The 17,097-nt window shown below is 50.1% G+C and carries 20 protein-coding genes and 1 pseudogene; 9 read left to right on the plus strand and 12 right to left on the minus strand.

Annotated elements, in window-relative coordinates; all coding sequences use genetic code 11:
• Positions 1–6 precede the first annotated feature (6 nt).
• A complete protein-coding gene (locus K8W53_RS13045) occupies positions 7–891 on the plus strand; it encodes a D-hexose-6-phosphate mutarotase (RefSeq protein WP_023224517.1) in 885 nt (294 codons plus the stop codon).
• Between the two features lie 98 nt (positions 892–989).
• On the opposite strand, the gene K8W53_RS13050 is transcribed toward K8W53_RS13045, so the two are convergent.
• From K8W53_RS13050 to K8W53_RS13060, 3 genes and pseudogenes are all read right to left on the minus strand, one after another.
• The gene (locus K8W53_RS13050; protein ID WP_072106037.1) at positions 990–1,847 is read right to left on the minus strand and encodes an aldo/keto reductase; all 858 of its coding nucleotides are present in this window, start codon (positions 1,845–1,847) and stop codon (positions 990–992) included.
• Between the two features lie 107 nt (positions 1,848–1,954).
• Positions 1,955–3,139: pseudogene (locus K8W53_RS13055) on the minus strand (anaerobic sulfatase maturase); the annotation flags it as partial.
• A 289-nt stretch (positions 3,140–3,428) separates the two neighbouring features.
• Positions 3,429–4,175 (minus strand): MipA/OmpV family protein, encoded by a 747-nt coding sequence (locus K8W53_RS13060; protein WP_000163762.1) that lies wholly within the window; start codon positions 4,173–4,175, stop codon positions 3,429–3,431.
• 426 nt (positions 4,176–4,601) lie between these two features.
• On the opposite strand from K8W53_RS13060, the gene yeaG reads away from it, so the two are divergent.
• Both yeaG and K8W53_RS13070 read left to right on the plus strand, forming a co-directional pair.
• Positions 4,602–6,536 carry a protein kinase YeaG gene (yeaG, locus tag K8W53_RS13065; protein ID WP_001518010.1) on the plus strand — a complete coding sequence of 645 codons (1,935 nt, stop codon included), beginning with the start codon at positions 4,602–4,604 and terminating at the stop codon, positions 6,534–6,536.
• A gap of 122 nt (positions 6,537–6,658) precedes the next feature.
• The gene (locus K8W53_RS13070) at positions 6,659–7,945 is read left to right on the plus strand and encodes a YeaH/YhbH family protein (protein ID WP_000219714.1); all 1,287 of its coding nucleotides are present in this window, start codon (positions 6,659–6,661) and stop codon (positions 7,943–7,945) included.
• Positions 7,946–8,089: 144 nt separating this feature from the next.
• Here K8W53_RS13070 and K8W53_RS13075 read toward each other — a convergent pair whose 3' ends face one another.
• On the minus strand, positions 8,090–8,290 hold the full coding sequence (locus K8W53_RS13075) for a hypothetical protein (protein ID WP_016705258.1): 201 nt from the start codon (positions 8,288–8,290) through the stop codon (positions 8,090–8,092).
• Between the two features lie 294 nt (positions 8,291–8,584).
• Here K8W53_RS13075 and dgcJ point away from each other — a divergent pair, with 294 nt between their 5' ends.
• Both dgcJ and K8W53_RS13085 read left to right on the plus strand, forming a co-directional pair.
• Positions 8,585–10,078 carry a diguanylate cyclase DgcJ gene (gene dgcJ, locus K8W53_RS13080; RefSeq protein WP_001048654.1) on the plus strand — a complete coding sequence of 498 codons (1,494 nt, stop codon included), beginning with the start codon at positions 8,585–8,587 and terminating at the stop codon, positions 10,076–10,078.
• A gap of 49 nt (positions 10,079–10,127) precedes the next feature.
• The gene (locus K8W53_RS13085) at positions 10,128–10,646 is read left to right on the plus strand and encodes a YbaK/prolyl-tRNA synthetase associated domain-containing protein (protein WP_161397179.1); all 519 of its coding nucleotides are present in this window, start codon (positions 10,128–10,130) and stop codon (positions 10,644–10,646) included.
• On the opposite strand, the gene yoaI is transcribed toward K8W53_RS13085, so the two are convergent.
• Positions 10,643–10,750 (minus strand): small membrane protein YoaI, encoded by a 108-nt coding sequence (yoaI, locus tag K8W53_RS13090; protein WP_000272239.1) that lies wholly within the window; start codon positions 10,748–10,750, stop codon positions 10,643–10,645. The two genes, K8W53_RS13085 and yoaI, sit on opposite strands and share 4 nt — an antisense overlap.
• Before the next feature lie 205 nt (positions 10,751–10,955).
• On the opposite strand from yoaI, the gene K8W53_RS13095 reads away from it, so the two are divergent.
• Positions 10,956–11,402 (plus strand): DUF441 domain-containing protein, encoded by a 447-nt coding sequence (locus K8W53_RS13095; protein ID WP_000460698.1) that lies wholly within the window; start codon positions 10,956–10,958, stop codon positions 11,400–11,402.
• Here K8W53_RS13095 and K8W53_RS13100 read toward each other — a convergent pair.
• On the minus strand, positions 11,382–12,176 hold the full coding sequence (locus K8W53_RS13100) for an AraC family transcriptional regulator (protein ID WP_000579798.1): 795 nt from the start codon (positions 12,174–12,176) through the stop codon (positions 11,382–11,384). The two genes, K8W53_RS13095 and K8W53_RS13100, sit on opposite strands and share 21 nt — an antisense overlap.
• A 100-nt stretch (positions 12,177–12,276) precedes the next feature.
• Between K8W53_RS13100 and K8W53_RS13105 the strand changes: the two genes are divergently transcribed.
• Both K8W53_RS13105 and K8W53_RS13110 read left to right on the plus strand, forming a co-directional pair.
• Positions 12,277–13,461 (plus strand): CynX/NimT family MFS transporter, encoded by a 1,185-nt coding sequence (locus K8W53_RS13105; protein WP_000205342.1) that lies wholly within the window; start codon positions 12,277–12,279, stop codon positions 13,459–13,461.
• Positions 13,462–13,579: 118 nt separating this feature from the next.
• On the plus strand, positions 13,580–13,927 hold the full coding sequence (locus tag K8W53_RS13110) for a DUF488 domain-containing protein (protein ID WP_001222532.1): 348 nt from the start codon (positions 13,580–13,582) through the stop codon (positions 13,925–13,927).
• Here the strand turns inward: K8W53_RS13110 and K8W53_RS13115 are convergent.
• On the minus strand, positions 13,913–14,224 hold the full coding sequence (locus K8W53_RS13115) for a hypothetical protein (protein ID WP_000487131.1): 312 nt from the start codon (positions 14,222–14,224) through the stop codon (positions 13,913–13,915). The two genes, K8W53_RS13110 and K8W53_RS13115, sit on opposite strands and share 15 nt — an antisense overlap.
• 68 nt (positions 14,225–14,292) lie before the next feature.
• Positions 14,293–14,544: a DUF333 domain-containing protein gene (locus tag K8W53_RS13120; protein WP_000673492.1), complete on the minus strand. Its 252-nt coding sequence runs from the start codon at positions 14,542–14,544 to the stop codon at positions 14,293–14,295.
• Between the two features lie 195 nt (positions 14,545–14,739).
• On the opposite strand from K8W53_RS13120, the gene K8W53_RS13125 reads away from it, so the two are divergent.
• Positions 14,740–14,838: a YoaK family small membrane protein gene (locus K8W53_RS13125; protein ID WP_001589065.1), complete on the plus strand. Its 99-nt coding sequence runs from the start codon at positions 14,740–14,742 to the stop codon at positions 14,836–14,838.
• Positions 14,839–14,976: 138 nt separating this feature from the next.
• Here K8W53_RS13125 and K8W53_RS13130 read toward each other — a convergent pair whose 3' ends face one another.
• The 4 genes from K8W53_RS13130 to yeaR form a co-directional block, all read right to left on the minus strand.
• Positions 14,977–15,225: a GlsB/YeaQ/YmgE family stress response membrane protein gene (locus K8W53_RS13130; RefSeq protein ID WP_000512149.1), complete on the minus strand. Its 249-nt coding sequence runs from the start codon at positions 15,223–15,225 to the stop codon at positions 14,977–14,979.
• A gap of 311 nt (positions 15,226–15,536) precedes the next feature.
• Positions 15,537–16,178, minus strand: coding sequence for a hypothetical protein (locus K8W53_RS13135; protein WP_000762777.1), 642 nt, complete (start codon positions 16,176–16,178; stop codon positions 15,537–15,539).
• A gap of 229 nt (positions 16,179–16,407) precedes the next feature.
• Complete coding sequence (locus tag K8W53_RS13140) at positions 16,408–16,590, minus strand: DUF1869 domain-containing protein (protein ID WP_000513733.1); 183 nt, start codon at positions 16,588–16,590, stop codon at positions 16,408–16,410.
• Positions 16,591–16,592: 2 nt separating this feature from the next.
• The gene (yeaR, locus tag K8W53_RS13145; protein ID WP_001248993.1) at positions 16,593–16,955 is read right to left on the minus strand and encodes a DUF1971 domain-containing protein YeaR; all 363 of its coding nucleotides are present in this window, start codon (positions 16,953–16,955) and stop codon (positions 16,593–16,595) included.
• Between the last annotated feature and the right edge of the window lie 142 nt (positions 16,956–17,097).

Below are 17,097 nucleotides of genomic sequence, written 5' to 3' on the forward strand. Positions count from 1 at the left end.
TGCGTAATGATTAATAAAATTTTTGCCCTCCCGGTTATCGAACAGCTTACCCCTGTCCTTTCCCGTCGTCAGCTTGATGACCTGGATCTGATCGTCGTTGACCATCCGCAGGTTAAAGCCTCTTTTGCATTACAGGGCGCGCACCTTCTCTCCTGGAAACCCGTTGGCGAGGAAGAGGTATTGTGGCTCAGTAATAATACGCCTTTCAAAACCGGCGTGGCGCTACGCGGCGGTGTACCGATCTGCTGGCCCTGGTTTGGACCTGCGGCTCAACAGGGTCTGCCGTCACACGGCTTTGCGCGTAATCTACCGTGGGCGCTAAAAGCGCATAATGAAGATGATAATGGCGTAATGCTGACATTTGAGCTGCAAAGCAGTGAGGCCACCCGGAAATACTGGCCGCACGATTTCACGCTGCTGGCACGTTTTAAAGTGGGCAAAACCTGTGAAATTGAACTGGAAGCGCATGGCGAGTTTGCAACCACATCCGCGCTCCACAGCTATTTTAACGTTGGCGACATCGCCAACGTTAAGGTCAGCGGACTCGGCGATCGGTTTATTGATAAAGTTAACGACGCTAAAGAAGGTGTCCTGACCGACGGTATACAAACCTTTCCGGACCGTACCGATCGCGTTTACCTCAATCCTGAAGCATGTAGCGTGATCCACGATGCGACATTAAACCGCACGATTGATGTAGTCCACCACCATCATCTTAACGTCGTAGGCTGGAACCCTGGCCCGGCGTTGTCCGTCAGCATGGGCGACATGCCGGATGACGGCTATAAAACGTTTGTCTGCGTTGAAACGGCTTATGCTACTGCGCCGCAACAAGCCACAGAAGAAAAACCCTCTCGTCTGGCGCAGACTATATGCGTCGCAAAACGCTAAAAGTGAATGGATAACGGCGTTGCTATAGGCTCTGGAAGGCGTCAGCCGCCATCAGGCATGACCTGCCGGATGGCGGCGCTTACGCATTTTATCCGGCGTCACACCATATCCAACGCGGTTTTCCCTTTTGGCGCAGGCCAGGCGTTGTCCAGTAAGGCAAGTTCGTTTGCTGACAAGGCGATCTCAAGCGCCGCCGCATTTTGCTTCACGTGTTCTGTACTTCCGGCTTTCGGGATCGCCATCACGCCCGGATGCGCAATCACCCACGTCAGTAAGATTTGCGCCGCCGTAACGTTATGCGCTTGCGCAATTTCATTCACCACCGGATGATTCAGTAAACCGCTACGTAACCGGCCAGCCTGCGCCAGCGGGCTATAGGCCATCACTGGCATTCGCTGTTGTTGACACCACGGCAATAAATCATACTCAATACCGCGTGACGCCAGATGATAGAGCACCTGATTTGTCGCGCATTGCTGTCCCCCGGGGATGCGCCACAGCGCCTGCATATCGTCATAATCAAGATTAGAGACTCCCCAACGGCGAATTTTCCCCTGCGCGATTAGCCGCTCCATACCTTCAACGGTCTCTTCGAATGAAAAGTTTCCGGCCCAGTGCAATAGATAGAGATCGAGATAATCTGTTTTCAGACGACGCAGGCTTTCCTCACAGGCGGCAACTATCTTCTGGCCGCCAGCGTTCCACGGGTACACTTTTGACACCAGAAATGCCTCATCGCGTCGCCCTGCCAGCGCCTCTCCCACGACCTTTTCCGCCCCGCCGTCGGCATACATTTCCGCCGTATCAATAAGGCGTAACCCCAAATCCAGCCCCGCGCGCAGCGCCGAAACCTCGCGCTGACGTTGATCCGCGCGCTCGCCCATATACCATGTTCCCTGTCCGATGGCAGGAAGCGTCACCTGCCCGTAAAACGTTACGTTTTTCACTGATTTCATTTCCTTTTCAATGTCACTCGACGGTAAAACAATACAGGACTCTTAGACCCTACGGTAATGTCCGGCATCATACCGCGCAAGGGGGCGATTTTCTTGTCACTGACGAAGTCATCCGCAATCATGTCGACGATGCGAGTAATATGCGCGGCGGGTCGCTGATTCAGTAATAATTGACGCATCACATTCATATAGGGCGTCACATGTTGAAAGAACTCCAGATATCCTTTACAGAGATAATTTTGCCGTTCGCCGCCGTCCATACAAATTCGATGTTTCGGACAACCGCCGTGACAGGCAAAGCGCCACGTACAGTTCTGGCAGCGTGAGGAAAGGTTTGCTTTAGCCGCGCCAAACTGCTGCTGAAAAGGAGAGGCCGCCATTTCTTCTAAAGAGTGTTGCTGCAGATTGCCCAGTTTATAGGCGGGAAAAACAAAATGGTCACAGCTATACACGTCGCCATTCTGCTCCACCAGCAAACTTTGTCCGCAGGTCGACTGCATCGTACAAAGCGTGGCGGGCTCCCCCATCCAGACGCCAAGTAAGTTGTCAAAAAGCTGTACGAATATGCGTCCGACATCGTGACGTATCCATTGATCAAAAACATCGCACATAAAGGCGCCCCACCCTTCAGGCGTAACGGAAAAGGGCATCAGCGAAGGCGAATCCTCATTGTCAGATAACGTCAAAGAACGCTGCGCTTTTTGCGCGAGCGGCTCAACAATGGGAATAAATTGCAGGTGTTTACTTTCCAGCTCCTGCGTCAAAAAATGATAAATAGCGTTGCCATGACGGCATGACGCATCATTCACGACAGTGAGCGTGTTGAACTCGACATCATTTGCCTGCAGAAGGCGGATAGCATTAACGACTCGGGAAAAAGACGCCCGCCCTGACGGCGTTTTCCGGTAATTATCATGAACGACTTGCGGCCCATCAATCGATATACCAATCAGGAACTGATGCTGCGCAAAGAATGCCGCCCACTCTTCATTGATTAATACGCCATTGGTTTGCAGACTGTTGTAGATAGTTTTGCCGTTGGCATAGCGTTGCTGCAAGCGCACCACTTTTTGGTAAAAAGAAAGACCGCATAGCGTCGGCTCTCCCCCCTGCCAACAAAACGAGACCTCTGAGGATGGCGTATCATCAATTACCCGGCGGATATACATCTCCAGCACATCGTCAGACATGACGCGCTGGCCCCGGGGTTTATCAAGATAGAAACAGTACTTGCAGGATAAGTTACACAGACTGCCGCTGGGCTTGGCTACGGTATTGAATACTATGCTCATTCGTCTTACTCGCTGTGAAGAATGGGTATAGCATAAGCGGGACGTGACAGGGCGATATCAGCCAGCATTGCAACAATTATTACGCTAATTGTTAGCGCAGTTGTAATCACCTGGATTTTTCATATAAAAGGCTAGTTTTTTAAATTGATGTAACAAAGTATAAATCACGTAAGGTTGTGCCATTCCCGGTCAACAGCGCATTTATGCAAGCCGCCATGTTCGCGTTTCAGTTAGCACAAAGCCTGCATAACGCAGGCTTTGTCATGGTTTTTCCGGCAAATTCAATCAATCAGAATCTATAGGTCACGCCAGTAGAAAGGATACCGGTCCAGGATTTATCCACCATCGGGCTGTCGGTAATTTCATCCGACAGGCGGGTGTAGCGCGCAGTACCATATACGCTCCAGTTACCGGCGAAATTATAGTTAGCGCTAAGTTCAAGATACGGGTTCCAGCTATCGTTCGGGTTATAGCCGCGCAGGCCGCTACGCGAAGATTCTTTACGTGATACGCCGTAATAGTAATCGTTCTGGTTCTCGCTATTCCATTCAACCCCGATACCTGGCGTTAAGGTCAGCCCGCCATTGGTATACCGATACAGCCAGGCCAGATCCCAGACAATACCGTTACTGTTATCCAACGTATCCCCTGCCAGTGAGGTACGCAGGAATCCATATTGGGTGTGATGCGCGTAAGAAACGCCCGCCATCATAGTACTTTTACGCCTGTCCAGACGACGCAACTGATGGTCATCGCTGTCGCCCGGTTTGAAGTACATCGGGGACCAGTATGCCATGATTGACAACTTATCGGCATTGTCATTCCACAAGTAGTACCCGCCGCCCAGACCACGGAACCAGAAGTTTTCGCTTTCATAAGCGATGACCGGTATCGGATAAACGTCGCTATCGTAATCTTTATAAGGGTGTTCAACCACACCAACGCCTGCGCCCAACGTCAGGTTGCTTTCAGCGTGCGCGACGCTGGCGGATGTTGCAATAAACACGCCAAGAGCCAGAAGTTTAAGTTTGGTCACAATCCATAATTCCTTATTCAAATGTTCTGCGGCAAAAGTGTAACCGCCAATACCTGTAAGCCCAACTATTTTACACAATGTAACCGTTTAATATCACCATCACCGATTATTTTCAGATGATCGGCTGATGATCGTTATGTGACCGGGAACGCTTTTTCTGATATCCACCAGCCTTTTCTACCTGATGAGTTATTGATATGTCATCGAAATCCACTGGCGCGTACAGGCAAGTTTTGCAAATGCCATCTACGCTTAATGTTAAGAAGGTGTATCACCGGACACGTTGATCTTCTGACCAATAAAATGGCATGAGAGTTGCTTTTTTTTCCTTAGCAGAGACGGCGTTCAGTCTACCTCTTCCGGGAGCCTCTACTATTCATATGAACGGCTCTTAACATGTGCGAAAAAACGAAAGGATGGCATATCATGAATATATTCGATCACTATCGCCAGCGTTACGAAGCTGCCAAGGACGAAGAGTTCACACTGCAGGATTTTCTTACCATTTGTCGGCAAGATCGCAGTGCTTATGCCAACGCGGCAGAGCGGCTATTAATGGCTATCGGCGAGCCTAATATGGTCGACACTGCCCAGGAACCCCGACTTTCCCGACTCTTCTCCAACCGGGTTATTGCTCGCTATCCTGCGTTTGAAGAGTTTTACGGCATGGAAGACGCGATTGAACAGATTGTCTCTTATCTGAAACATGCGGCGCAAGGGCTGGAAGAGAAGAAGCAAATTCTCTATTTGCTGGGACCTGTGGGGGGTGGCAAATCATCGCTCGCTGAACGGCTGAAATCGCTAATGCAGCGCGTGCCAATTTATGTTTTAAGCGCCAACGGCGAGCGTAGTCCGGTCAACGATCATCCGTTATGCCTGTTTAATCCGCAGGAAGACGCGCAGATTCTGGAAAAAGAGTACGGTATTCCGCGCCGCTATCTCGGTACGATTATGTCCCCGTGGGCGGCCAAACGCCTGCATGAGTTTGGCGGCGATATTACTAAATTCCGCGTGGTGAAAGTCTGGCCCTCCATTCTGGAGCAGATTGCCATCGCCAAAACGGAACCCGGCGATGAAAACAACCAGGATATTTCGGCGCTGGTCGGCAAGGTGGATATTCGTAAACTCGAACATCACGCCCAGAACGATCCGGATGCGTATGGTTACTCTGGCGCGCTGTGCCGCGCTAACCAGGGGATCATGGAGTTCGTCGAGATGTTTAAAGCGCCTATTAAGGTGCTGCACCCCTTGCTGACCGCAACTCAGGAAGGTAACTACAATGGTACGGAAGGTATTTCCGCCCTGCCCTTTAATGGCATCATACTTGCCCACTCAAACGAATCTGAATGGGTGACTTTCCGTAACAATAAAAATAACGAAGCGTTCCTCGACCGTGTCTATATCGTGAAGGTGCCTTATTGCCTGCGAATCTCCGAAGAGATCAAAATCTACGAGAAACTGCTTAATCATAGCGAGCTGGCTCATGCGCCCTGCGCGCCGGGCACGTTGGAAACGCTTTCGCGCTTCTCGATTCTTTCCCGCCTGAAAGAGCCGGAAAATTCCAGTATTTACTCGAAAATGCGCGTTTATGACGGCGAAAGCCTGAAAGATACCGACCCTAAAGCCAAATCGTACCAGGAGTATCGCGACTATGCGGGCGTGGACGAAGGGATGAACGGTCTCTCCACCCGATTCGCCTTTAAGATCCTCTCCCGCGTATTCAACTTCGACCATGCGGAAGTGGCGGCAAACCCGGTACATCTGTTCTACGTTCTGGAACAACAAATCGAGCGTGAACAGTTCCCGCAGGAGCAGGCTGAGCGTTATCTGGAGTTCCTGAAAGGCTACCTGATCCCGAAATACGCCGAATTTATCGGCAAGGAGATCCAGACGGCCTATCTCGAATCTTACTCTGAGTACGGGCAAAACATTTTTGATCGTTACGTGACTTATGCGGATTTCTGGATTCAGGATCAGGAGTATCGCGACCCGGATACCGGTCAACTGTTCGATCGCGAGTCGCTGAACGCCGAACTGGAAAAAATTGAAAAACCAGCGGGTATCAGTAACCCGAAAGATTTCCGTAATGAGATAGTAAACTTTGTCCTGCGCGCCAGAGCCAACAATAGCGGCCGTAATCCAAACTGGACCAGTTACGAGAAGCTGCGCACGGTGATTGAGAAAAAAATGTTCTCTAATACTGAAGAGCTGTTGCCGGTCATTTCTTTTAACGCCAAAACGTCGACTGACGAGCAGAAAAAGCATGACGACTTTGTCGATCGGATGATGGAAAAAGGGTATACCCGTAAGCAGGTTCGTTTGTTGTGCGAGTGGTACCTGCGCGTGCGTAAATCGTCGTGATGTTAATGCCCGGTGGCGCTTGCGCTTACCGGGCCTACAAAGTAATGTTCTGTAGACTGGCTAAGCATTAGCGCTATCCGGCACTGACAGAACAGGCGCTCAGTTGGCAGTACGGGGGGCATATGACCTGGTTCATAGACCGACGTCTTAACGGCAAAAATAAAAGCACGGTGAATCGCCAGCGCTTTTTGCGTCGTTATAAAGCACAAATTAAGCAGTCGATTTCCGAAGCGATTAATAAACGCTCTGTGACCGATGTCGACAGCGGAGAGTCCGTCTCTATTCCAACCGATGATATTAGCGAACCGATGTTTCATCAGGGGCGCGGCGGTCTGCGCCATCGCGTCCATCCGGGTAACGATCACTTTATCCAGAATGATCGTATTGAGCGTCCGCAAGGCGGTGGCGGCGGCGGTTCCGGCAGCGGTCAAGGTCAGGCCAGCCAGGACGGCGAAGGCCAGGATGAGTTTGTTTTTCAGATTTCAAAAGATGAGTATCTGGATCTGCTCTTTGAAGATTTAGCGCTGCCTAATCTGAAAAAAAACCAGCATCGCCAGCTTAACGAGTATAAAACTCACCGCGCCGGTTTCACCTCAAACGGCGTACCGGCCAATATCAGCGTGGTACGTTCGCTACAAAACTCTCTGGCGCGCCGTACAGCAATGACGGCAGGAAAACGCCGCGAACTGCACGCGCTGGAAACGGAACTGGAGACCATCAGCCACAGCGAACCAGCGCAACTGCTTGAAGAGGAGCGGTTACGTCGGGAGATTGCCGAACTACGGGCTAAAATCGAGCGAGTGCCGTTTATCGACACCTTTGATTTACGCTATAAAAATTATGAAAAACGGCCTGAGCCCTCCAGCCAGGCGGTGATGTTCTGTCTGATGGACGTCTCGGGTTCGATGGACCAGGCAACCAAAGATATGGCCAAGCGTTTTTACATTCTGCTCTATCTGTTTTTGAGCCGAACGTATAAGAACGTAGAAGTGGTTTATATCCGCCACCATACCCAGGCGAAGGAAGTGGACGAACATGAGTTCTTTTATTCGCAAGAGACCGGCGGGACGATTGTCTCCAGCGCGCTTAAACTCATGGATGAAGTGGTTAAAGAGCGCTACGACCCGGGGCAGTGGAACATCTATGCGGCGCAAGCGTCAGACGGTGATAACTGGGCCGACGATTCACCGCTGTGTCATGAGATTCTGGCGAAAAAACTGCTGCCGGTAGTGCGCTATTACAGCTATATCGAGATTACCCGCCGCGCCCACCAGACCTTATGGCGCGAGTATGAACATCTGCAGGCGACGTTCGATAACTTCGCCATGCAGCATATTCGCGATCAGGAGGATATTTATCCGGTATTCCGCGAATTGTTTCAGAAACAGAGCGCCAATCAAAGCGCATAAATAAATCCGCCCGTTCATATGTCGGGCGGGTTTTAATAAGCCTGGTGTTCGGTTTTTATGACTGAAGCAATTACCTACGAATAGTCTGAATGAAGGTATTCCAGCATATCGGGTAATTTAACCCATTAATAGAATTCCATCATGTTAATAACACCAAGGCCAAGACCAAGGCCCCAAATGTCCTGGTTGCCCCACTCCAGGAGGAACAATGTGACAGGCAGGGACTTTATCAAAAACATGATCCAAAACATGTGAAAAAGGATCATCCGCCATCGCCGACGACGTAAAACCTGCTGCCAGTAATGCAAAAAATAAAATCACAGCCATCTCTTTAAATCGTTTCATAGAGCCTCAGAACGGAAGTAAATTATTATCCTTACCACTTCACACTCCTTTCATCATCATAATAAAGGTTATTTTCTTTTTGTCACAAATAGATCAGTATTGTTGGTTAAAAATTTAGTTTTTATCACAATAGTCACACCTGAAAATATAAACACAGCGTATTAATTGGTTTATTAAATCGAGAATGATTTTTATTCCATAACATCAACACGTTTTATTTTTAAACAGTCTATTAGAGGAATTCTCATCGCTATGGTAAACTAACGCATCCGACTTTCAGGGCTGTAGTTCATCATGAATTTGCATCATAAAGCGCTCAGGCACTTTATCTCGGCAAGCGTCATCGTTTTGACATCGTCCTTCCTGATTTACGAACTTATTGCCAGCGACAGGGCAATGAATGCCTATATGCGTTATATCATGGAGAGAGCCGATTCGTCGTTTTTGTACGATAAGTACCAGAATCAAAGCATCGCCGCACATTTGATGCGAACTTTTGAAGCGCCGGGAGACCCCGTCACCGCAGAAAAACGCCGCGCGTTTTGCGACGCCTTTGAGGCTATTAACGGTACGCACGGTGTCAACCTAACCCGGCATAATTATCCGGCGCTACATGGTACCCTGCAAACCGCCGCTACACAGTGTACCGATAATCTTGATGACGCCCTTTTACTGCCTGCGTTTGATCAGGCGGTAAGCATCAACCGTTCGCAGGACGACCACAGTCACGGGCTGGGCACACTGGAGCTTAAATTCCGTTATTACGTTGATTTAAATAAACATTATGTCTATTTCTATGATTTAATCAACTCACGGCGCTTCGCCATGCATCGTTGGACTTTTTTACAAAAAGGCACAATGGGTATTAACAGAAAAGATATAGATAAACTTTTTACCGGCCGTACGGTTATTTCAAGTATTTACATGGATGATATTACCCAGGAAAACGTCATGAGCTTTTTAACGCCAGTCTATCTGGCGGGAACGTTAAAAGGTATCGTGATGGTGGATGTTAACCAGGATAATTTAAAAAATATTTTTTATACCCAGGACCGTCCGCTGGTTTGGCGTTATCTTAACGTAACACTAAAGGATATGGACTCCGGAAAAGAAATTATTATTAATCAAAGCAAAAATAATCTGTTTCAATATGTGAATTATAGCCATGATATCCCTGGTGGGCTGCGCGTTTCGTTGTCCCTTGATTTTACCTATTTCCTTGTCTCGTCCTGGAAGGCGCTGGCCTTTTACTTACTGGCAACGGCGCTCCTGCTTAATATGGTACGGATGCACTTTCGGCTTTATCGCAACGTCACACGCGAAAATATTAGCGATGCCATGACCGGGCTTTACAACCGTAAAATATTAACACCGGAGCTGGAACAGCGACTGCAACGCCTGGTCAATGCCGGGACGCCGGTGACATTTGTCGCTATTGATTGCGATAGGTTAAAACTGATCAACGATACCCAGGGGCACCAGGAAGGCGACCGAATTATTACCCTGTTGGCGAAAGCGATTAAAACATCGATTCGTAAAAGCGATTACGCCATTCGCCTCGGCGGCGATGAGTTCTGTATTATTCTTGTTGATTACGCGGCGGATTTGGCTATCCATCTGCCGGAGCGTATTATTCGTAACCTGCAAATTATCGCACCGGATAAGACAGTCCATTTTTCTGCCGGGATTTATAATATGCAGCCCAATGATACGATTAATGATGCCTACCAGGCTTCCGATGCGCAGCTCTATCTGAACAAACAACAAAAACAACATCGTTCATCATAGTGCTTCGCAGTAAATGTTCATATTGCACCAGGAGTGAGAAATGGCCGAAATGACTGAAGTCGCGAAGGGTGTCGCTACACACCAACGTTTAGTGGCTTTATTAACCCAGGAGAACGCGCGCTATCGTGTGGTGAACCATGAAGCTGTAGGGAAATGCGAAGCGGTATCTGAAATACGCGGTACTGCGCTGGGCCAGGGCGCAAAAGCGCTGGTCTGTAAAGTCAAAGGCAACGGCGTCAACCAGCACGTTCTTGCTATTCTGGCGGCCGATCAGCAAGCCGACCTCTCTCAGCTTGCTTCACATCTGGGCGGCTTACGCGCTTCCCTTGCCAGCCCGGCGGAAGTCGATATGCTGACCGGCTGCGTTTTTGGCGCGATCCCGCCTTTCAGTTTTCACCCCAATCTGAAACTGATCGCCGATCCGCTCCTGTTTGAGCGTTTCGATGAAATTGCCTTTAATGCCGGCCTGCTGGAAAAATCAGTCATTATGAATACACAGGACTATCTGCGCATCGCCCGACCAGAACTGGCAGTCTTCCGCCGCTTTCAGTCATCGCCAACGGCTTAGTCCCCTTCCCCTTCAAGGAGCAATACAGACACAACGATAATGATAAAAATGGCGAAAAACGACGCCGTAATCATCAGCGCTTCAAGAAACGGTGGATCGTACATAATTGTATCCTCAGGAAGACAACAATGACGGTTCACCTGTTAGCAATACGCGGCGTTGATGGCAATTTAATGACAACGCCGTTTTTCACGTAGAGATTGTCTTTCAGGCAGTTGCCTGAAATCCGCATCAATCGTTAAAAAGGCCTGTGCGCTTTGCCGTTTGGGCGTAAAGTAGTCAGGCTTACTTTTTGGCAAGGAAACCATAATGTTTGATGTCACTCTGCTGATCCTGCTCGGACTGGCAGCTCTGGGATTTATCAGCCACAACACCACTGTCGCCGTCTCAATTCTGGTGCTGATTATTGTCCGCGTAACCCCGTTGAATACCTTTTTTCCCTGGATTGAAAAACAGGGGCTCACCGTCGGGATTATCATTCTGACCATCGGCGTGATGGCTCCCATCGCCAGCGGAACCCTACCGCCCTCCACATTGATCCACTCTTTTGTGAACTGGAAATCGCTGGTCGCGATTGCCGTCGGCGTTTTCGTCTCCTGGCTGGGCGGTCGCGGCATTACGCTGATGGGAAACCAACCGCAGCTCGTCGCCGGGCTGCTGGTCGGTACGGTACTTGGCGTCGCGCTGTTTCGCGGCGTGCCGGTCGGCCCACTGATTGCGGCGGGGCTGGTCTCTTTAATTGTGGGGAAGCAGTAACTCGCCCGTCAGATACTGGCCTGGCGTCTGCCCCAGGCCTTTTTTAAACATGGTAATGAATGCCGTGGTGGAATCATAACCCAGCATTTGCGCCGTCTGCTGTACATTACGTCCCGCGATCAGCGCTTGTAGCGCCAGGATTAATTGCAACTGATGACGCCAGCGACGAAAGCTTAGTCCCGTCTCTTTGACGACCAACCGGGCAAGGTTACGCTCGCTCATCGCGAATACGCTGGCCCACTGCCCTAATGTATTCCATCGCGCGGGCTCCTGCGCCATTGTCTCAACCATTTGGCGGATTTTCGGATGCCCCGATACCGGTAATTGCAATTGTTCCTGCGGCTGCTGCGGCAGTTCATCAAACAACACCTGAATAAGGCGCTGCGTTGGCATTTGCGCTCTTTCGGAATCGGTTCTGCGCGCCAGCGACAAAATCAACTCCCGGCATAACGGCGAAATTTTCAGCGTGCAGCAACGCTCCGGCATGACGACCGCTGCAGGTTCAATAAATAAAAAGCACAACTCCGCCCCTGCGGTCACATGGTTACTGTGCGGCAGCGAGCCGGGGAGCCAGACGGCATACTGGGGCGGAACCATCCACATCGCATTTTCCACCTCACAGGTGATCGCGCCGTGCAGAGCGAGGATCAACTGTCCCTTGCGATGCTGATGGCGAGGGCTAAACAGTTCATCATCCCTGGCGCGAATACAAAAGGCCACAGCGGCATCGTGGTGAAGGTCGGGATCATAACCGTCCAGTCTCAGGCCAATCATTATATTGTCCGATTTTAGCGATAAATTGTCATTTTAGCTTGATTCATCCAAACAGTAAAAACTGTTAAGGTATCGCCTCGCCTGACAAGATGAGAAAACGATGACGACAGCCCTTTCACCACGCGGCAAACAGGGCGCTTTACTGATTGCCGGTATTTTGATGATAGCCACTACGCTACGTGTAACATTTACCGGCGCTGCGCCGTTGCTGGAGACAATCCGTTCGGATTACGGTCTTTCCACCGCCCAGACGGGCCTGCTAACAACCTTGCCGCTTCTGGCGTTTGCACTGGTTTCGCCGCTGGCGGCCGGTATTGCCCGCCGGTTTGGGATGGAACGCAGTCTGTTTGCCGCAATGCTGCTGATTTGCGCGGGTATTGCTCTCCGCTCCCTGCCCTCCGCTGCATTGTTGTTTGCCGGAACTGCCATTATTGGGTGCGGGATAGCGCTGGGTAATGTGCTGCTACCAGGATTGATTAAGCGCGATTTTTCACAACATGTCGCCAGGCTGACGGGCGCGTACTCATTGACGATGGGCGCCGCCGCCGCGTTGGGGTCTGCGCTGGTGGTTCCGCTGGCGTTGCACGGTTTTGGCTGGCGCGGCGCGCTGTTAATGCTGATGCTGTTTCCGCTGTTGGCGTTTCTTATCTGGTTGCCGCAGTGGCGCACTACCCGCTCAGCTAACCTGAGTAGCTCCCGGGCATTACATGAACGCGGTATCTGGCGTTCGCCTTTAGCCTGGCAAGTTACGTTGTTTCTGGGACTTAACTCACTGATTTATTATGTGATTATCGGCTGGTTACCAACAATACTCATCAGCCACGGTTACAGCGAAGCACAGGCAGGATCGCTACATGGCCTGCTGCAACTGGCGACCGCGGCGCCTGGGTTAGCTATTCCGCTTATTTTGCACCGCTTTAACGATCAACGCTGGATTGCCGCGCTGGTCTCACTCTTGTGCGCAGTGGGCGCGGCGGGGCTTTGGTTTGTGCCGGGCCAGGCTGTCATCTGGACGCTACTGTTCGGCTTCGGTTCAGGCGCGACGATGATCCTCGGCCTGACGTTTATCGGCCTGCGCGCCAGTTCGGCGCATCAGGCGGCGGCGCTTTCCGGCATGGCGCAGTCGGTCGGGTATTTACTGGCGGCATGTGGGCCGCCCGTCATGGGAAAACTTCATGATGCCAGCGGTAGCTGGTATCTGCCGCTATCGGGCGTAACGGTTCTGGCTATCATCATGGCGATTTTCGGCCTCTACGCCGGACGCGATCGAGAGATAGCGTCATAAATAAACCTGATACCCACTTGAATGCCTGATGACGCTTCGTTTATCAGGCCTGATCCATTAAAATCATTACCGCTATCCGACAAAAGTACCGTAAGCGACACCATCACAGGAGGGAAAAATGCGAATCCAGTGTAAGCGCGTCTATTTCCCGGCGGAAAAAGACGATGGTTATCGGGTATTGGTTGACAGGCTATGGCCGCGAGGCATTAAAAAATCGGCGCTGGTCTATGATGAATGGAATAAGGCCATTACGCCCTCAACCGAATTGCGCAAAGCCTTTCATAGCGAACTGATTGATTTTAACCACTTCGCGCAGCAATACCGGGCAGAACTTGCGCAACAGCATCAAGAAGGCAAACGGCTGGCGGATATTGCCCGACACCAGCCGCTAACGTTGCTATACGCCGCTAAAGATACTCGCCAGAACCATGCCATTGTGCTGGCAGAGTGGCTAAGAGAGCTGTGATTGTCGTGCCGCCGCCTGGCCTGGTTGTCTGTCCGGGGACAACGGCATCAAATGTTCTTCCCGCACCCAGGCAAAACCGTGCTGACCATCGGCGGAGGCTACGTCGCCCGTAACCAGCCACAGCGCCCGAGGCGCTTCTTTCGGCAGTAAGGTGACGTGTCCATTTACCGGGTTAATGAATTCATCTCCGGGTTGGCACAGGCAAAATAGCTCAACCGACTTACCAATATTCCGCCGTCCGGCGGGTGTTTTAGCGCCAATAACTATTGCCAACGCGCCCGGCTTTAACTGAAACATATTTTCTTGCGCCGCATGAAACTCATTATCAGATTGTTCTTAATCATATCCCGTCGGACCGCAGGTTGTCACTTTTTCGTATCAGGGTGCTCTCTGCGCCATAATGTCCACTCATCAATGATTTCGCCATTGGGCAATTTGCAATCGGAACGCACGCCTTGTGGGGTCTGCACCGGCATCAGCGTACCGCCCTGTTGCTCACAGTAGACGGCTGCCGGATTAGGCATCCCAATACGCGGCGGCCTGGGGGCGTTGGGTTGCGACGATGAACAAGCGCTCAGCAGCAATACGCCTGGCAACGCAATCCACGTAAATTTCATAACGACTCCTTAAAGCGATATTTTGTCCAGGATAACCTGGCGGGTACGCTATTTCCATACTTTCTGTCAGCGCTTTAGCGGGTGTTTATCCCGGGTTAAGTCAGTAATAGCCACGCCCTGTCACAAAGCAACCGACCTTTTGTCGCTGAGAAAACCCTGCTATTCTGGCGCCCCCTGAACAGTGAAGGTAATAGCATGAGAGTGGGTATCCTCTTCCCTGTCGTCATTTTCATTACGGCAATATTATTTTTGGCATGGTTTTTTATTGGCGGTTACGCCGCGCCGGGAGCATAACCATGAGGAAAACAACGATGGTGTTGATGGGCATCACGCTAATTGCGGCGGCGGGTACCGAACTGGGCTGGTGGTAAATTCATTTTGAATAATAAAGGCTACCTGTCGTAGCCTTTATTATCTCTGAAAGTTCTGCGTTTAGCTTTTGATTTTTCTGTAGATTAACAGCACGACAATCGCGCCGATCACCGCGACTGCAAAGCTGCCGAAGTTGAAACCATCCACTTTGCCAAAGCCAAAGAACGTACTGATCCATCCTCCGACTACCGCACCAACGATCCCCAGAATGATCGTCATAAAGAATCCGCCGCCATCTTTACCTGGCATGATCCACTTAGCCAAAATACCCGCAATAAGTCCAAAAATAATCCATGAAAGAATGCCCATTTTTTCCTCACTTATGTCTTAACGTTAGCGGTTTATTTGCCGTTAAAAAGAATAGCACATCGTCAGGAAAGTGAAGTTTGTGATATCCATCACCTTTTAGCGTCGTGGATAAAAGCGCATAAATATCAGGGTTGCAATCATTAATGATAACGATTATCTTTATCAATACCGAGTAGTTGAGTTTATAACCCACCTGTTCGGTACGACATTGCTCACATTGCTTCCAGTATTATTTGCCCGCCTCACCGAGTGCGGGCTTTTTTCTAACTGCTATCTATCCCATGTCGAATTCATGGTCTTTTTCAGCCGCGCTATTTTGCGTGATACGGGGTCATCTCCAGCGCAGAACATTCATCCTGCTTGTCCTGCTGCATAAACCCCACGGTCACCATAAACAAACCGATCATAAATGGCACTTCATAAAGCTCTTCAATCAAATCTGTGTAACGAGCGTTATGCAGGAATATCGGCGACAACCACCGATGATGCTCGACAGTGTCGGAAATCAGATATGAACATGCCGTCACGGCAAACAGCCACAATGGCAGAGGAACGTCCCGCAGACGACGAACAATCTCCTTACGTAGCCCGGCAGAAAACAGGACTGGCAATACCAACGCAGCAATTAATAGCACTGAAATCGTTCTGAACAGCATACGCGGCTCGTCAGGGAAATAGTCACGCCCCCAACTGGTGCTTCTACCCAACAGCACCACCCACCAGACAACAGCCCATAGCCAAAACTGCTTTGCCCCTTCGGGACGGGAAAGTGGCCGTATATACCAGGCGGTAAATAGCGCCCCAAACAGTAACCATAACGCTTGTCCGTTTTCAATCCATCGGACCACCACGCCGTTAAGCAAAGGCAATTGCCAGTCCGCCGTAAACGGGATGACCACAGCGGCAAGCGCAAGAGTAAGTGCTGACGAAGTTAATCGGGTATCGAGTTTCATGATCATAAGACTCTTCTGGTTTTTAATACCCAATCATAAGTTTTATGAATACGCTCTCATTAGCAAACAATGCGATATTCTTAATGTTTTCTTAATGTTTCTTTTCAACCCATGTCTGATGTAAATAAACAGCGCTTTTCAATACGCAAAAACCGCATCACGCTGGCGACGCGCGATGCGGCTTCTCATTTAAAGAATCATTTTATATCAAATAGATACTGCAACATCCTTACCAACCGCAAACGTCGTGTTCGTTTTCGGTATCGTAGGAACGCACGGTATTGACCAAATCCTTCACAACTTCTGCTGCAACTTCAGGTACCAGCAACGTCATCGGTGCTTCCGTTTCATAGTCCACAGAGACGCCGTTGCTATTATTCGTGACCGTGACGGTATAAGTAGCTTTTCCCATTATTATTCTCTCCCGGCATGAATGACTTTTCGTGAGGTCGCCCCTTCCATCAGTACTTCCGGCGCGACAAAAAAGTCGATGTTAAAATAGGTATCATCCGTCATGACCTCAATATTGTGCCACTTTTCCGGAGGAAACACGCCAAACTCGCCGGCATTGATCACCATGATCTCTTCCGGCTCAGAGCAATGTTCATCAGCGTATCCGAGATATTTGACCGCCCCCTGCATCACCGAGAGACGAGGATAAACGCCGGGTCGCGTTCCCTTATCAAGGTGGCGTTCGAAAATTCCGGCAGGCGCCGTCTCTTTGTTCCAGAAGGGCGTGGAACGTGTATGGATATGATTTTGTGGAATTTGCCGCATTTGCTTCCCTCTTCCCGCAGGTTACTCAGCGATAATCTCATCGCTGTCGTAAAAAGGTTACGCTCCAAAAACAGCATTTTAAATACCATTTATTGGTTACTATTTTGCTGTTTTCCACGCAATAAAACCGAAAGGAGAGCAA

Origin of the sequence: Salmonella sp. A29-2, assembly GCF_020150755.1 — a bacterium.
GTDB classification, from domain to species: Bacteria; Pseudomonadota; Gammaproteobacteria; order Enterobacterales; family Enterobacteriaceae; genus Salmonella; species Salmonella enterica.

Coding starts and splice junctions, on each gene's coding strand:
- K8W53_RS13135 (WP_000762777.1), bottom strand. CDS start 16,178: ATGAAACTCGATACCCGATTAACTTCGTCAGCACTTACTCTTGCGCTT.
- yeaG (WP_001518010.1), top strand. CDS start 4,602: ATGAATATATTCGATCACTATCGCCAGCGTTACGAAGCTGCCAAGGAC.
- K8W53_RS13085 (WP_161397179.1), top strand. CDS start 10,128: ATGACTGAAGTCGCGAAGGGTGTCGCTACACACCAACGTTTAGTGGCT.
- K8W53_RS13115 (WP_000487131.1), bottom strand. CDS start 14,224: ATGTTTCAGTTAAAGCCGGGCGCGTTGGCAATAGTTATTGGCGCTAAA.
- K8W53_RS13075 (WP_016705258.1), bottom strand. CDS start 8,290: ATGAAACGATTTAAAGAGATGGCTGTGATTTTATTTTTTGCATTACTG.
- yeaR (WP_001248993.1), bottom strand. CDS start 16,955: ATGCGGCAAATTCCACAAAATCATATCCATACACGTTCCACGCCCTTC.
- K8W53_RS13095 (WP_000460698.1), top strand. CDS start 10,956: ATGTTTGATGTCACTCTGCTGATCCTGCTCGGACTGGCAGCTCTGGGA.
- K8W53_RS13125 (WP_001589065.1), top strand. CDS start 14,740: ATGAGAGTGGGTATCCTCTTCCCTGTCGTCATTTTCATTACGGCAATA.
- K8W53_RS13050 (WP_072106037.1), bottom strand. CDS start 1,847: ATGAAATCAGTGAAAAACGTAACGTTTTACGGGCAGGTGACGCTTCCT.
- K8W53_RS13070 (WP_000219714.1), top strand. CDS start 6,659: ATGACCTGGTTCATAGACCGACGTCTTAACGGCAAAAATAAAAGCACG.
- K8W53_RS13045 (WP_023224517.1), top strand. CDS start 7: ATGATTAATAAAATTTTTGCCCTCCCGGTTATCGAACAGCTTACCCCT.
- K8W53_RS13140 (WP_000513733.1), bottom strand. CDS start 16,590: ATGGGAAAAGCTACTTATACCGTCACGGTCACGAATAATAGCAACGGC.
- K8W53_RS13130 (WP_000512149.1), bottom strand. CDS start 15,225: ATGGGCATTCTTTCATGGATTATTTTTGGACTTATTGCGGGTATTTTG.
- K8W53_RS13105 (WP_000205342.1), top strand. CDS start 12,277: ATGACGACAGCCCTTTCACCACGCGGCAAACAGGGCGCTTTACTGATT.
- K8W53_RS13110 (WP_001222532.1), top strand. CDS start 13,580: ATGCGAATCCAGTGTAAGCGCGTCTATTTCCCGGCGGAAAAAGACGAT.
- K8W53_RS13100 (WP_000579798.1), bottom strand. CDS start 12,176: ATGATTGGCCTGAGACTGGACGGTTATGATCCCGACCTTCACCACGAT.
- yoaI (WP_000272239.1), bottom strand. CDS start 10,750: ATGTACGATCCACCGTTTCTTGAAGCGCTGATGATTACGGCGTCGTTT.
- dgcJ (WP_001048654.1), top strand. CDS start 8,585: ATGAATTTGCATCATAAAGCGCTCAGGCACTTTATCTCGGCAAGCGTC.
- K8W53_RS13120 (WP_000673492.1), bottom strand. CDS start 14,544: ATGAAATTTACGTGGATTGCGTTGCCAGGCGTATTGCTGCTGAGCGCT.